The organism is Bacillus sp. MUM 116, assembly GCF_001866655.1.
GTDB lineage: Bacteria > Bacillota > Bacilli > Bacillales > Cytobacillaceae > Neobacillus.
Genome location: NZ_MLYR01000024.1, coordinates 1 through 13,764 on the forward strand (window position 1 = coordinate 1; position 13,764 = coordinate 13,764).

The following is a 13,764-nucleotide window of genomic DNA, read 5'->3' on the forward strand; positions in this document are numbered from 1 at the left end:
AACTTAAGTATTTGACCCTTATTAAGGTCCAAAAGCAAGAAAGTTTACGAAAAGAGCCTTAACTAAAAACAAATTATACTCCTATTATAATACATAAGAATCGGTCCCCCTAATGATTGGAAAAATGCGCATTAAAATAGCAGCCGTTAGAAAACGACTGCTTATTTATTTTGTAAGGCTTCCTTTTGCTCAATTCCTTCTTCTTGCCATCCTTTGCAGACATCCACCCAATCTTTTGCAAAGGAATATTGGGATAATTCTTCTAAGCTCAGCTCGATGGCCGAATTTGAACTTCCACAGGCCGGGAATAGTGTTTCAAACCGTTTCATTGAAACATCCAGGTAAACATCCAAATCATTGACAAGTCCGAATGGGCATACCCCCCCAATCGCATGTCCAGTTTGCTCCAGTACTTCTTCAGGATTTAACATCCGTGCTTTAATGCCAAAAGTCTGGCGGAATTTTTTGTTATCAATCTTTGCATCTCCTGCAGCAACGATTAAAATCGCTTTTTCGTCTTCGCCTCTAAAGGACAGCGTCTTGGCAATCCTGGCAGGAATAACTCCAATTGCTTCTGCTGCCAAATCCACAGTTGCACTCGATGTTTCAAATTCCATAATATCCTGCTCACGATTCCATTGTTTAAAATGGGATTTAACACTTTCTAATGACAATTTTATTCATCCTTTCCCTATCACTTTTATGTTGAATAATAACATAATTTTTAAAATAAACATAAAAATAGACACATGGTATGGACCTCGCAAATGTCCCTTAATGATTTAACCTTCTACCGTAATGAGTAAACCTTTACCTTTCAATTTCGATCGCCAAACTTTTCTCACATGAATATAAATATATATGGCGCGTTATTTTTTCAATTTTCCTTGGACATACTTATGAAGTATCTTCAAAAAATACGAAATTTATGACAAGGAGGTCTACAATGAATTACGAAAATCAATTCAGTGATTTTATAAATGAGCTGTCTTTACAAACGAAAATGGAAAATGTTTGGCTTAATACCTGTGGAGCATGGGAAAACTGCAACGAAACGACAATCCAATCATTTTTATCGCAATGCATGGAGTATAATATTGATCCACAATTCTGCATGAGCTGGGTTGAGCAGCATAAAAATGAAATCCCCAATTGGTCAGCCGTTTCCGAAACATCCCTTGGCTGGGTCAATCAACATACCTCATCAGGTTCCCCCTATTCCGTTAACGATGAGGGGCTTAGCTAAGGAAAAAACAAGTCTTTGCGTTTCAGACGCAAAGACTTGTTTTTTATAGATGAACCAAATGATAGAGCTTTTCAAGGCCATCCAGTAAACGAGGTGACGGGCGACAATATAGTTCTTCTTCCAAAATTAGAATTTGTCTATCATTCTCATAACCTAGTTTTTCATAATCTTGGCGTTTGGTGACGACACTTTTTTGGACCTTTTCCTTTCGGACACCCACCCAGGCAAGGCAAATAAAATCCGGCTTTCGTCTTAAGACATCTTCCCAATCAGTTTGGACACTGGCAAGCTCCACATCGGCAAAAATATTTCTTGCTCCGGCAATTTCGGAAATCTCTGTCAGCCAATTGATTTTCCCTGGGGTAAAAATCGGTTTAGGCCACCATTCCCAGTAAAGTGCCGGGGGTTTTTTAGCCATCCTTCCCCTTTCTCTCACCTTTTCGACTCTGGTACGAAACTGCCGGGCGATTTCGATGCCCCTCTCTTTTTCATTAAGGAATTCAGCAGTTTTAATTAAATCTTCTTCAATGTCGGATAAGGATTGTGGATTCAACACAATATGAGGGATCCCTCTTTTTTCTAAGGCATCTACATTTTTTTCCATCCCGGGAACACTTAAAGAAGCTAAAACCATATCCGGTTGCAATTCTTCGACAAGATCGATGTTAATCGATAAATCCGGACCTAACCGCGGCAGATTTGTAATTGTTGCCGGCCAATCCGAAAAATCATCCACCCCCACCAAAAGATGTGCCAATCCTAAAAATTCCATCATTTCAGTGTTACTCGGGCACAAGGAAATAACTCGCATGGTTTCACCTCTCTGATTTTTTATTTATACCGCAAATCACTTAACCCTTTCCACCAACTTAGCTAAAAATTGATAAATAAGCACAAAGGCTTCCCTAATGGAGAATTCCTCTTTAAATCCTTCTACATAATTCAAGGCAAAATTTAAATCCCAAAGACCATCTTCATTACTAAACAATAAATCGAATCTAGCTTCATTTCCTGATAAGGTTTGATTTAGCTCCTCTTTTAAAGCACTGCCAAATTTCTTCTGCAGCTTTAGGCCCAACATAACATCATATGTACCAAAGACATCATCCACCTCTAAAGACACGGCATCGACATGGATGCCTTCAAAATGTTTAGACTCCAAGTATAAAAATTCATTCTTATGTTTTTTTAAATGTTCAAGCGGTTGATTTAAAAAAGAATCTGGTTCTTTTGCGATCAATTCTTCTGTTTCTTTATTACAACGTTCAATATAGGCATCCTCAAATAATATCTGATTGGACATCAAAAAATCCTCCTCATTTCATTTAACTACTATATTATCCCAATAATCGGCGTGATAAAGCAACCTTTACAAAAAAGGCAAGAGAGCAGCGATTTCGTTTCGCTGCTCCCTACTTGCCTTTAATTTTCAACTAATTTGGTTGCGACCTTTTTATCTGTTATTTCACCATGCGGATTACCAGCAGGTTTAACTCTTTTAATAAAGAAAGCGAGAATTAAGGCAATAGAGGCAATTCCTACGGATACTAGGAAGGAATCATTAATTCCTTCGAGCATCGCTTTCATGGCAATTTGCTGTTTCATTTCCGCTACTACCTCTGGAGTTGGGTTACCTGTCACATGTTTCATCGCTGAAGCCGCTAAATCATTTGCATGCACTTTTGTACGATTGGACATGATGGTCACCAATAATGCTGAGCCAATTGCGCCGGATACTTGCTGCAAAGTACTATTCATAGCAGTTCCATGCGGATAAAGGTGTGCTGGCAATTGGTTTAAACCATTCGTCATGACCGGCATCATGACCATTGAAATCCCGAACATCCTTGCAGAGTAGATCAAAATTAGCTCAGTGTACGAGGTATGAAGCGTTAACGTACTTAAAAAATAGCTTGTAATAATCGTAATCGATAAACCAACAACTGCTAATACACGGCCGCCGTATTTATCAAATAATTTACCGGTAATCGGCGACATGATACCCATTAACAATGAACCCGGTAACATTAAAAGCCCCGACTTAATCGGTGAAATTCCACGAAGAGATTGCACATAGATCGGCAATAGCAGCATGGCTGAAAACATGGCCATTGTAATGACAATGGAAATTGCCGATGATAAGGAGAACATTGGAAATTTGTAAATTCTAAAGTTCAGCATTGGAACTTCAAGTTTTAATTGTCTCCATATAAATAGGACTATAGCAATTGCCCCAACGATGATTGTTACATACACCTGCGGATTGTCCCAGCCCTTATCCCCTGCGGAACTAAAGCCATACAATAAACCGCCAAAACCGATACTTGATAAGAAAAACGAAAGTAAATCGAGACGAATTTCCACTGCTTTCTTTTTGTCTTTCAGTAAAAAGATAGCGATTAAAATTACAATGGCTGCAATCGGTGTAACAACATGGAATAGCATTCTCCAGTCAAAATGTTCAAGTAACCAACCTGATAAAGTAGGACCAACAGCTGGAGCGAAAATGAAAACTAAACCGAAAAGCCCCATCGCAGCTCCCCTTTTTTCAGGTGGAAAGCTAGTTAACATGACATTCATTAATAAAGGCATCATAATCGCTGAACCGGACGCTTGGATCATCCTTGCGACCAATAAAATCGGAAAGGATGTTGCAAAACCTGCGAGCACAGTACCTATAAAAAATAAACACATAGCTGTTAAAAATAAACGCCTTACTGTATACTTTTGAATCAAAAAGGCAGTAGCCGGAATCATCACTCCATTAACGAGCATATATCCGGTTGAAAGCCATTGAACTGTTGATGCAGAAGCATCTAGATCTTTCATTATTGACGGTAATGCGACATTTAACAGTGTTTCGTTTAACATGGAAATAAAAGCCCCAATCATCAGGATCACTAAAATCCCGTATGGTGGGCGTTGTGTCTGTTGAACAGATTGCTCCATTAAAATACCCCCTATTTAAACTATTGGTTCATTTTTTTGAACCATCGTTTCACATAGATAATATAATATACCGTTAGTTCAATTTTTGCAACTAGAAATTTATTGGTTTTTAAAAGGTTTGTTTTAATAATGAAAATAAGGTACCATAAGATTATACAAGGGGTATAAAATGAATATAAGGTGATTATAGATGAATGATCGAAAGCAGCAAGTGATTGAAAAAGCACATCAATTATTTATTGAGAAAGGGTTCCAGGCAACATCCATTCAAGATATTTTGGAATTCAGCGGAATTTCAAAGGGTACCTTCTATAATTATTTTTCTTCAAAAAATGAATTATTGATTGCGATTTTTAAAAACATTTTTAAAAACATGGACAGAGAACGTAACGAGTTACTGATTGGCCAAGATCCATCTGATATTGAAATTTTTATTAAGCAAATGGAAATTCAAATGCGATCAAATAAGAAGAATAAACTGTTCACCCTTTTTGAAGAAGTATTATTCTCAAATGACGAGGAAATGAAGGAATTCCTTAAAAGAGGGCAATTTTTCATGCTTCGCTGGCTTTATAACCGCTTTATTGATTTATTTGGTGAAGATAAAAAAGCATACTTAATGGATTGTGCTATTATGTTTATGGGAATACTTCAGCAAAACATTCACTTTGATTTTCATGCAAACGGTAAGAACACAAATATCAGCCGGGTTGTCCGTTACAGTGTTGAGAGAATGGTCGGCATCGTGAAGGAGGTAACAGAATCAGGCGATTACTTAATCTTGCCGGAACTTTTAGCGAAATGGGTTCCGGAATGTCAAAAGGATGGACAAGAGCTGAAAGGACAGCTTCTTAAATTAAGCACTGTATTAAAGAAATTAATTACCAAAAACAGCCAAGATGAAAGCGAAAAAGAAAAAGATCTGGAATTATTGGAGTTTATTCAAGACGAACTCCTGCAAACCAGATCGCCGCGCAAGCATTTAATTGCAAGCACTCTCTCAACCCTAAAAGAGGAACTTTCTTCATATGCTGAAAAAGAACTTCACCAATTGGAAAGGTTAATTGCTCATTTTGGGTGACAGGCACTGCGCGTGTACATTTCGGACGTTTTGTCCGTCTAGCGTGGATACTCAGACTAAGAAGAAAGCAGTGGATTTTCATTCAAATGAATCCACTGCTTTTTTCTTACAACTATTTACTAATAAATGTACTTGGCATCACTACTGCGACGACTTCACCCCGGACACAAAGTTCATCATTTGCAAAAACTTCTGCGTCCACTTTCCACTTTTTCGGGTGAATTTCGGTAACCTTACCGACTGCTTTTAACGGGACACCATGCGGCGTCGGTTTAAGAAAATCCACCTTCAAGGAAGCGGTTACAAATCGGGGGGGCTCTGTTCCATCCCCAGGTTCATGACCATTTTTCCGATGTAAAGCCAATGCGGCAGAACCGGTTCCATGGCAATCAATCAAAGAGGCGACCATTCCCCCATAAACAAAACCTGGCAAGGCCAAATGTGCTGCTTCTGGTGTAACAATCGTTACTGTTTGATCTCCATGCCAGCCGGTATGAAAATGGTGACCCTCCTCATTTAGGCGCCCGCAGCCATAACACCAGGCAAAATCATCTGGATACGCATCTTGAATCGCATTGATAACCTTTTTTTCCACCTGTCTCTCCTCCTTTTCCAGAAAATCATACCATATTTTGGACAAGAAAAGACCTAGGTTATTCGATTCCAGGCCTTTAGAAATAATAAGGTATAACAAATTTCATAAAATCACTAAAAAAGAAGACCATTTAAAAATTGGCCTTCTGAACAGTTTCATTAATGTCCTAATTTAACTGACGAGCAGCAAGGTGATTTCGACCCTAGTTCCTTCTCCAACCTTACTTTGATAATGAATGCTGCCATGATGCTGCTTTATCAGCTTATGGCAGATCATTAAACCAAGACCGGTTCCTTTTTCCTTTAACGTGTAAAAAGGCTCTCCAAGGCGGGGGAGAAGTTCTTCAGGAATCCCGCAGCCCTCGTCCCGAACAGAAATAATCACCGTGCCGTTGGAACCATTTTTTAAATGCACGTGAATTTCCCCTCCATCTGGCATCGCCTCGATTGAATTTTTTAATAAATTCAAAAACACCTGTTTTAATTGATTTCTCTCACAAATGATAAAAAATTCCGGATCTTCAAACATTAATTTCAATTGAATATTGTTCATTAACGCTTGCGGTGCCAAAAGCTCAAGGGTATTTTCCAGCAAATCACGCAAATCTGTTTTCTTAAGCTGGACTGCTTGGGGTTTTCCCAATGAGAGAAGCTCACTAGTTATCGTTTCAATTCGTTCTAATTCGCTAAGGAGAAGCTCATTATATTCTATCGGACCCCTATCCTTTTTATAAAGCTGGATAAAACCTTTAATTGTTGTCAACGGATTCCTAATTTCATGGGCCACTCCGGCGGCTAATTCGCCAACAATCGACAGCTTTTCAGATTGGAGGAGAATCTCTTCTGCTTGCTTTCGTTCCGAGATATCTCTGCTTATGATTACAATATGTTCAACTGTATCTTTTTCACCTTCAACCGGCATACATCTTGATTCAAACTCAATCCAATAACCATTCTTATGATGGAAACGGAATTCCATCGAAACAGACTCTTTATTTTCAAACATCCATTCAATCGTATCCTTAAACGTCCCGACATCTTTTGGATGAATGAACTTACATAATTCAAACTTTTCCAGTTTCATACCTTTATAACCTAAAACAAGTTCATGCGATGTGGAAAAATAACTAACAGAATGATCTCGTTCCATTACCATAATCAGATCGGATGTATTTTCCGCGATCAAACGATAATTTGACTCACTTTCTGCTAATGACTTCTCCATTTTCTTTCTTTCCAAAATAATTCGATGAAGCCGCTCATACGATTCAATCAACAATGCCCCTAGAATGACCCCTAACATCACGAAGATCAGGTATTGAAGGTGAAAAAAAGGTTTGTTAGGAAAAACATGAAAAATGAATGGTACAGTAATGAAATAGATAACAACTAGTGTAATATATAGATAAAGACATTTTTTCACAGGCATGGACCTTCTTGTCAAAAAATGAATAATGGTAAAACTAGTCATAATCAGCAGCCAGCCTATAATGGCAGGGGTCCAATGACCGCTGGAAAAAAGTCTGGCTATCAGAGCAAAACTGCCGGTAATAGTGCCGGCTAATGGCCCAAGATAGGCAAAAACCAAAATAACAGGGGCATAACGAATATCATATGAATACCCTTCCTGCTGAATCGATAACCAAACAAGAAGAATTGAAACGATCCCAGCATAAACCCCAACCCAAAGTCTAAGTTGATTAAGTGACTTTTGCGTACTGAATGAACGGATAACTAATGGTGTACTGACCAAGAGTGAAAAAATAGAGAGATTTACAATGTAGTCTAATAGAAACAACTGGCATTCACCCAAACTTTATGTATTCTTATTTAATCATAAACGAGAGCTATTGCCATTTCCATACAAAATTTTCATGGAGATTCTCAGCCACTCTGGCAGCGCATATTTTCAATCAAAAAGTCGCTGCCCCACCAAAATGGGAAGGGAGCAACTTTTTCCTTCAATATTAGGAGAGTGCCGTGCACATTAGAAACACGCCTTAAGTATATTCATTGCCTCTTCTAATTCCTGGTCTGTAATAGTTATTGGCGGAGCTAGAGTTAAAACATTTCCTTGTGAAACTTTAAAACTTAAGCCCTTTTCCATGCATTTATACATGATCCGCTCGGCTTCAGAAATGGCTTTCACTTTTGTCTTGCGGTCAAGCACCAGTTCAACACCATAAAGCAATCCTATTCCACGCACATCCCCAATCAATTCGTGATGTCTTTGCATCTCCAGCAATCGTGATTTCATATATTCACCCAAGGAGTTGGCCCGTTCAAGCAAACCGTAATCCTCGATATATTGCAAAGTGGCCAATGCAGCCGCACAGCCAATTGAGCTTTTTTCATGTGTAAAGTGTCTCAAGGCAATGTCCCCGGCCACATCCAAGTCCTCACGGGCCACTATCGCTGCCAGCGGAAATACGCCGCCGCCGAGCCCCTTCCCAAGCAGTACAATATCCGGAACCACTTCATAATTTTCAAAGGCGAACATTTTTCCCGTCCGGCCCAGCGCTGTCGGAATCTCATCATAAATCAATAATATCCCGTGGGAATCACAAATTCTGCGCAGGCGCTGATGATATTCTTTCGGCGGAACTTGGACATCGGTGCATCTGATTGGTTCAAGGATGATTGCTCCGACATCCATTTCACGTTCCAAGACATACTCGAGATAATCCAGCCCCTTTTCATGACTGGCATGGCCATCACCGAAAAAACTCCTATAAGAATTATATGGCAGCACATGGAGGGTTCCCGGCAAAAGCGGTCCCATTCCGTTGCGAAAAATCGCTTCTCCCCCCACAGAGATGGCATCAAGGGAAGCTCCGTGAAAGGAGTCCCACATCGATATGATTTTAAACTTGCCGGTTGCCTTACGGGCAAGCTTCAATGCCATACTGACAGCAGAAGTCCCACCTGGAGCCAGAAGAACTTTATTTAAATTTCCAGGAGCGAGCTCCACCAGTTTTTTGACCAGTTGTATTGCTGTTCTATTCGTGTAACGTCGCGGTGAAAATGGCAGTACATCCAATTGCTCCTTTACGGCCTTTATGACATATTCATTTCCATAGCCTACCTGGTGCACACTGTTCCCGTGGAAATCCATATATTTTCTTCCATCAATATCTTCCAGATAGATTCCATAGCTTTTTTCGATTACGTTTAAGCATGGGGTGGAAAGAGATTGGTGCAAATAATATTCGGAATCCTCTTCCAAAAGTTGAAATGCTTGTGGACTCAGATGGCTTTCCTGCCATACTTTACGATTCTCTGATAAATTAATATCCCCCTCCGTTCTCATCAGATCAGAATCTAGCTTTTGTTTTTCACCCATATCAATAAACACCGCCTTTTTAAAAACACATAGCTTTGGACACTTCAGGTTTTCGTGACTAGCTTTTTCCTCCAAATCCAATTGAAGGACACTTTTCCAGATTTCAAATCAAAAGTGTCCTTCAATTGCTTCTTTATTTATTTGCTGACACCTCTAGAGAATCCAAAATGCCCACGATTACCGCATCAATGGGTGTATTCTTTTCTCACGTCAATCTTTGTGCAGGTGAACCCTGGGGAATGATGACCAACTCGCCAAAGCCGGCGCCGATTCGATCCATCGCAATAATCGCTTTCCACTCGGGCTGTTTTCTGACATTAATTAGCTGAACAATCAGAAGTTTGATGTTTTCCATCCCTTTTTCTTTTTGAATCGCCCATATGCTGCCTTCAACTCTTGCTAGCCGCATTCTACCTCATCCTTTACCAATAAACTTAAGGATCAATTTTTTCTCCTTTATTAAGTCCTTTGCTAAAGGAGAAATAATGACTCCTTTCGGAAGGGTTAGGGTATGATCTGGGAATTCCGGCTGGGAATTAATCCATTCGGGGGTGAGAAGTTTTTTCTTGAAGGTTAGACAATCATTTCCAGGATGATTTATTTCTTCTAACAATACATCAGTAGATTTCACCAGCTTCTTACTGAATTTTTCAATCACGGCGTCTGCTGCATTCTTTTGTGCAATAAACTCGATTCCGAGTTCCTTCATTCCCTCCACATATGTTTCAAATCGCTTTCGATAAGGTACTGGTAGTGAAAGTGCTTTTAAACAGCGACGGTCAGCCCTCTTAATTCCGGAATTATCGTCTCCAATGATAAGGAATTTTTCCAGCATGATTGCCGAGAATATCAATTCCGCTTTAATCGTACCCTTTAATCCGGTTACAACTCTAGCCGCATTATCCAAATCAATTTCCGGAATGATGATGCCGTCATATTCCTTCGGCAGTTCAATCGCCGCAGGCGAGTATTCATCAGCCGCAATAATTCTTTCCGAACCACTTGACTCAATTCGCTGCATCCCCAGCCATGACGAGGTTTCTCCGTCTAAAAACAATAAGTCATACCCGATTTTACTGTTTTTTAATTTGATAAACTGATCGGCAAAGGACTCATGTTCTGAACTGCCGCAAAAAACAAATAACACTTTTCCGACCTGCTCGTTTTCCTTTTCAACTCTCATCGATTGCACAACTTCCCTGACTACCGACTCAATCATTGCACGAATATCGATGCTCCTCACCTCCCTTGTCAATAAAACTGCTCATTTTTTCCGATAATTTTTACGAGATCGCCCGTTTTTAATCCCGCCGCATTCCCTTCATCGAGATCCACATGGAAATCTTTGTAATAAGAATGATGTACCCGTACAATCACATCTGAAAAAATAATCTGCCTCCCCCCGACGGTTTCAAGCAAAAGCCTGTCACCATGCTTCACATTGAGTTCCTTTGCATCATTATGGGAAAGATGAACATGCCGTTTGGCGACAATATCCCCTTTTTCGAGTACAACGCATCCCTTTGGCCCTACCAAGGTCAGGCCAGGAGTATCTTCAATGAAACCGGATAAACGGACAGGGGGATGGACTCCCAATTGAAATCCATCCGTTATGGAAATTTCCACCTGGGTTTCACCTCTGGCCGGCCCGAGAATCCTTACATTTTGAAAAATCCCTTTTGGACCAAGCAAGCTAACCTGCTCGTTAGCAGCAAATTGACCCGGCTGTAATAAATCACGAAGAGGTGTTAATAAATAACCGCTTCCAAATAGGGTCTCAACATCTTGAGGTGATAAATGGACATGGCGATTGGAGACACCGACAGGAATCAGCTTGCCTTCAGGTTTTTGGTCGGAGTTGTAGAGATTTTTCCTTCCATGCGGCAATTTCACTTCAATTCTTCTTTCGCGAAGAAAATCCCTTGCAGAAGGAGTGAGCTTTTCTCCCACTCCCAGGGTGAAAGGATTAGGAATCCCATTTTTCAGCATGGCTCTTAGTTTGGATTCCGTAATAACCGTCATGGCCTATCCTTCAAGTTTTGGAAGAATCAACTCAATATCTGAATGCGGGCGTGGAATTACGTGTACCGAGATTAGTTCTCCAACGCTTTCGGCTGCGGCAGCCCCGGCATCAACGGAAGCCTTAACCGCCCCGACATCCCCACGTACCATAACCGTAACGAGCCCGCCGCCTGCATGAACTTTCCCTATCAATCTGACATTTGCTGCCTTTGCCATTGCATCCGCTGCCTCCACTGCCCCTACCAATCCCTTTGTTTCAATCATTCCTAATGCTTCTCCACTCATCATTTATTCCTCCTCATTTAAAATTTAATTCTTTTAAGATACTTTTTACGATTTCCATGACTTCTGCTTTGGAAATAAGTGTTTCATTGTTTGAAACCACTTGTTGAGAACCTGCTGATACCGCTTGAGTTTGATTTTTCATTTCCCGGATCCCAAAGGCAATCCGTTTCTTATTTAATAAATGTTCTGGACCGATATTATCGGAAGGAATATTGTTTCCGTAGGTGCCACAGCCGAGTGTCATCGATGGTAGAATCCCTGTTGTCGCTCCAATTCCGCCAAATGCAGTTCCGGAATTGACGACAACCCTGGATACCTTTTGGCCAAGACTAAAGCTTTCAATGATTTGTTTGTCTTCGCAATGGATCCCTGCGGTATGCCCTAAACCGCCAATTTCCAATAATTCATTACATATATTACTTGCATCAATACAGCTATCAGCTGTGTAGAAAGCAAGAATCGGAGAAAGCTTTTCCAGTGAAAATGGGTAGGCTTTGCCAACGTTCGTTTCTTCAGCAACTAGTAATCTTGTATCTTCTGTGACAAGAATTCCGGCCAATTGTGCTAACACCTGCGGAGATTTTCCGACAATTGCCGGATTTAGACTGCCATTATTCAAGATACTTTCTTCGATTTTTTTCTTTTCATACTCATCAAGGAAATACGCACCTTCTTGTTCCAGGGCAGCTTTTACCTTTCGCTTGATTGATTGATCGACCACCAGTGCCTGCTCGGAAGCGCAAATGGTTCCATAATCAAAGGTCTTACTCTGTACAATTTGCCTTGCCGCTTTTTGGATGTCTGCGCTCGAATGGATGTACACAGGCACATTTCCCGGCCCAACTCCATAAGCAGGCTTTCCTGAACTATAGGCAGCCTTAACCATTCCTGGCCCGCCCGTTGCTAAAATTAAATCGGCAAACTGATGATTCATTAATGCCTGCGCCGAAGCAAAAGTCGGTTTAGAGATACACGAAATAGATCCCTCTGGAGCCCCCGCCTGTATGGCAGCTTTCTTTAAAACATTAACAGCCTCATTCGTACAATTTGCAGCGGATGGATGAGGGCTAAAAACAATCGCATTTCTTGATTTTATTGCAATCAGTGCTTTATAGATTACTGTGGAAGTTGGATTCGTGGTTGGGACAATCCCTGCAATCACTCCAACTGGTTCGGCAACCTCCCAAACTTGGTTTTCATCATCACAGGAAATGATTCCTACTGTTTTTTTATCCTTAATCGATTCGTAAACATCCATGGCGGCGAATAAATTTTTCGTCACCTTGTCTTCCTTCTTTCCACACCCTGTTTCGTTAACGGCCAGCCCTGCCAGCCTTTCAGCTTCCTTCGTTGCAGCTTCTGCCATACTCTGAACAATTTGATCGACTTGGTCCTGTGTCAGAGCCTCCAGTTTTTTTTGTGCCTCTTTCGCTTGCTCAAGATTTCGCAGCGCCTCTTGAATCGATTCCAAATCATTATCCAAGTACATCAATTATCGCCACCTTTCTCAGCCAGGAACCTGCTAATCTGTTTGACTAAATCCTCTTTTTTAGCCAATGAAATTTCTTGGGGCGATTAAGGAAAACCTTCATACGAATTAGCAAGTTCTCTTAACTCTTGAAGACTACTTTTCATCCAATCTTTTGGGTTATCTTGGTTTTTCGTTTTGGTTTCTTTTTTTTTCGGCTGTTCTGATCCTTCGTCTGTCTGCTTTAATAGATTGGGAAACAGCATTTGAATAATATGGTTATCTGGTCTGGCAATGACATGAGAATGCCTTAACTGCCCCACCCTTTTGGCGGCTTCCGCCCCCACTTCAACCGATGATTTTACACTCGCGACATCTTCAATAATGTAAATCGTAACGATTCCTGAGTCCGCTCCCTGATAGGTCACTACCCTTACATCCGCTGCTTTGGAAGCTGCATCCGCCGCTGCAATCAGTGCCGGGAAACCAATCGTTTCGATCATTCCCAGTGCATAGGCATGTTTTTGCAATCTATTCACCTCTTTACCTCTTAGTTATTTAAAAAAATAACCGTTACACCTAAAGCCTTTTAATTATCATTTAAAAAGGCTTTTTTCGTAACTTTGTTGCTTTAGGACCTTAATAAGGGTCAAATACTTAAGTTTCTAGGCAATTTTCGCAAATGTTCTTACGAAAAGATGCCACGATGCATTTAGTTATCGGGTTGATGAACTTATACGAAAAACAACAATCTATGGGAAAAAACCTTTAATAAA

15 protein-coding genes are annotated in these 13,764 nt (G+C 40.5%); 2 read left to right on the forward strand and 13 right to left on the reverse strand.

Annotation, left to right across the window (positions count from 1 at the left end):
- Positions 1-161: 161 nt before the first annotated feature.
- Positions 162-674 (reverse strand): YbaK/EbsC family protein, encoded by a 513-nt coding sequence (locus BIV60_RS06905; protein WP_071355000.1) that lies wholly within the window; start codon positions 672-674, stop codon positions 162-164.
- Between the two features lie 272 nt (positions 675-946).
- Here BIV60_RS06905 and BIV60_RS06910 point away from each other — a divergent pair, with 272 nt between their 5' ends.
- Positions 947-1,246 carry a hypothetical protein gene (locus BIV60_RS06910; protein ID WP_071355001.1) on the forward strand — a complete coding sequence of 100 codons (300 nt, stop codon included), beginning with the start codon at positions 947-949 and terminating at the stop codon, positions 1,244-1,246.
- A 43-nt stretch (positions 1,247-1,289) separates the two neighbouring features.
- On the opposite strand, the gene BIV60_RS06915 is transcribed toward BIV60_RS06910, so the two are convergent.
- From BIV60_RS06915 to BIV60_RS06925, 3 genes are all read right to left on the reverse strand, one after another.
- The gene (locus BIV60_RS06915; RefSeq protein WP_071355002.1) at positions 1,290-2,057 is read right to left on the reverse strand and encodes a cobalamin-binding protein; all 768 of its coding nucleotides are present in this window, start codon (positions 2,055-2,057) and stop codon (positions 1,290-1,292) included.
- A 36-nt stretch (positions 2,058-2,093) separates the two neighbouring features.
- A complete protein-coding gene (locus tag BIV60_RS06920) occupies positions 2,094-2,549 on the reverse strand; it encodes a branched-chain amino acid aminotransferase (protein ID WP_071355003.1) in 456 nt (151 codons plus the stop codon).
- Between the two features lie 119 nt (positions 2,550-2,668).
- Positions 2,669-4,195 (reverse strand): DHA2 family efflux MFS transporter permease subunit, encoded by a 1,527-nt coding sequence (locus tag BIV60_RS06925; RefSeq protein WP_071355004.1) that lies wholly within the window; start codon positions 4,193-4,195, stop codon positions 2,669-2,671.
- 190 nt (positions 4,196-4,385) lie between these two features.
- On the opposite strand from BIV60_RS06925, the gene BIV60_RS06930 reads away from it, so the two are divergent.
- Positions 4,386-5,276, forward strand: a complete 891-nt coding sequence (locus tag BIV60_RS06930; protein ID WP_071355005.1) for a TetR/AcrR family transcriptional regulator — start codon at positions 4,386-4,388, stop codon at positions 5,274-5,276.
- 112 nt (positions 5,277-5,388) lie between these two features.
- On the opposite strand, the gene BIV60_RS06935 is transcribed toward BIV60_RS06930, so the two are convergent.
- The 9 genes from BIV60_RS06935 to BIV60_RS06975 all read right to left on the reverse strand — a co-directional run bounded on the left by BIV60_RS06935 (position 5,389) and on the right by BIV60_RS06975 (position 13,527).
- Entirely contained in the window at positions 5,389-5,871 is a 483-nt protein-coding gene (locus BIV60_RS06935) for a PaaI family thioesterase (protein ID WP_071355006.1), read from the reverse strand.
- A 171-nt stretch (positions 5,872-6,042) separates the two neighbouring features.
- Positions 6,043-7,668, reverse strand: a complete 1,626-nt coding sequence (locus BIV60_RS06940) for an ATP-binding protein (protein ID WP_071355007.1) — start codon at positions 7,666-7,668, stop codon at positions 6,043-6,045.
- Between the two features lie 189 nt (positions 7,669-7,857).
- Complete coding sequence (pbfA, locus tag BIV60_RS06945; RefSeq protein ID WP_071355011.1) at positions 7,858-9,213, reverse strand: (R)-1-hydroxy-2-aminoethylphosphonate ammonia-lyase; 1,356 nt, start codon at positions 9,211-9,213, stop codon at positions 7,858-7,860.
- Between the two features lie 205 nt (positions 9,214-9,418).
- Entirely contained in the window at positions 9,419-9,622 is a 204-nt protein-coding gene (locus BIV60_RS06950) for a EutN/CcmL family microcompartment protein (protein WP_083402139.1), read from the reverse strand.
- A 6-nt stretch (positions 9,623-9,628) separates the two neighbouring features.
- Positions 9,629-10,396, reverse strand: a complete 768-nt coding sequence (locus BIV60_RS06955; RefSeq protein ID WP_371261510.1) for a hypothetical protein — start codon at positions 10,394-10,396, stop codon at positions 9,629-9,631.
- A gap of 68 nt (positions 10,397-10,464) precedes the next feature.
- Positions 10,465-11,235: a phosphate propanoyltransferase gene (pduL, locus tag BIV60_RS06960; RefSeq protein WP_071355008.1), complete on the reverse strand. Its 771-nt coding sequence runs from the start codon at positions 11,233-11,235 to the stop codon at positions 10,465-10,467.
- 3 nt (positions 11,236-11,238) lie between these two features.
- Positions 11,239-11,520, reverse strand: a complete 282-nt coding sequence (locus tag BIV60_RS06965; protein WP_071355009.1) for a BMC domain-containing protein — start codon at positions 11,518-11,520, stop codon at positions 11,239-11,241.
- Positions 11,521-11,533: 13 nt separating this feature from the next.
- Complete coding sequence (locus BIV60_RS06970) at positions 11,534-13,009, reverse strand: aldehyde dehydrogenase family protein (RefSeq protein ID WP_071355010.1); 1,476 nt, start codon at positions 13,007-13,009, stop codon at positions 11,534-11,536.
- A gap of 86 nt (positions 13,010-13,095) precedes the next feature.
- Positions 13,096-13,527: a BMC domain-containing protein gene (locus BIV60_RS06975; RefSeq protein WP_256218321.1), complete on the reverse strand. Its 432-nt coding sequence runs from the start codon at positions 13,525-13,527 to the stop codon at positions 13,096-13,098.
- Positions 13,528-13,764: the final 237 nt, after the last annotated feature.

What these genes read in the sequence shown, in the direction of transcription:
- BIV60_RS06910 (WP_071355001.1), top strand. Translation starts at nt 947, where the DNA reads ATGAATTACGAAAATCAATTCAGTGATTTTATAAATGAGCTGTCTTTA.
- BIV60_RS06915 (WP_071355002.1), bottom strand. Translation starts at nt 2,057, where the DNA reads ATGCGAGTTATTTCCTTGTGCCCGAGTAACACTGAAATGATGGAATTT.
- BIV60_RS06920 (WP_071355003.1), bottom strand. Translation starts at nt 2,549, where the DNA reads ATGTCCAATCAGATATTATTTGAGGATGCCTATATTGAACGTTGTAAT.
- BIV60_RS06925 (WP_071355004.1), bottom strand. Translation starts at nt 4,195, where the DNA reads ATGGAGCAATCTGTTCAACAGACACAACGCCCACCATACGGGATTTTA.
- BIV60_RS06930 (WP_071355005.1), top strand. Translation starts at nt 4,386, where the DNA reads ATGAATGATCGAAAGCAGCAAGTGATTGAAAAAGCACATCAATTATTT.
- pbfA (WP_071355011.1), bottom strand. Translation starts at nt 9,213, where the DNA reads ATGGGTGAAAAACAAAAGCTAGATTCTGATCTGATGAGAACGGAGGGG.
- BIV60_RS06950 (WP_083402139.1), bottom strand. Translation starts at nt 9,622, where the DNA reads ATGCGGCTAGCAAGAGTTGAAGGCAGCATATGGGCGATTCAAAAAGAA.
- BIV60_RS06955 (WP_371261510.1), bottom strand. Translation starts at nt 10,396, where the DNA reads ATGAGAGTTGAAAAGGAAAACGAGCAGGTCGGAAAAGTGTTATTTGTT.
- pduL (WP_071355008.1), bottom strand. Translation starts at nt 11,235, where the DNA reads ATGACGGTTATTACGGAATCCAAACTAAGAGCCATGCTGAAAAATGGG.
- BIV60_RS06965 (WP_071355009.1), bottom strand. Translation starts at nt 11,520, where the DNA reads ATGAGTGGAGAAGCATTAGGAATGATTGAAACAAAGGGATTGGTAGGG.
- BIV60_RS06970 (WP_071355010.1), bottom strand. Translation starts at nt 13,009, where the DNA reads ATGTACTTGGATAATGATTTGGAATCGATTCAAGAGGCGCTGCGAAAT.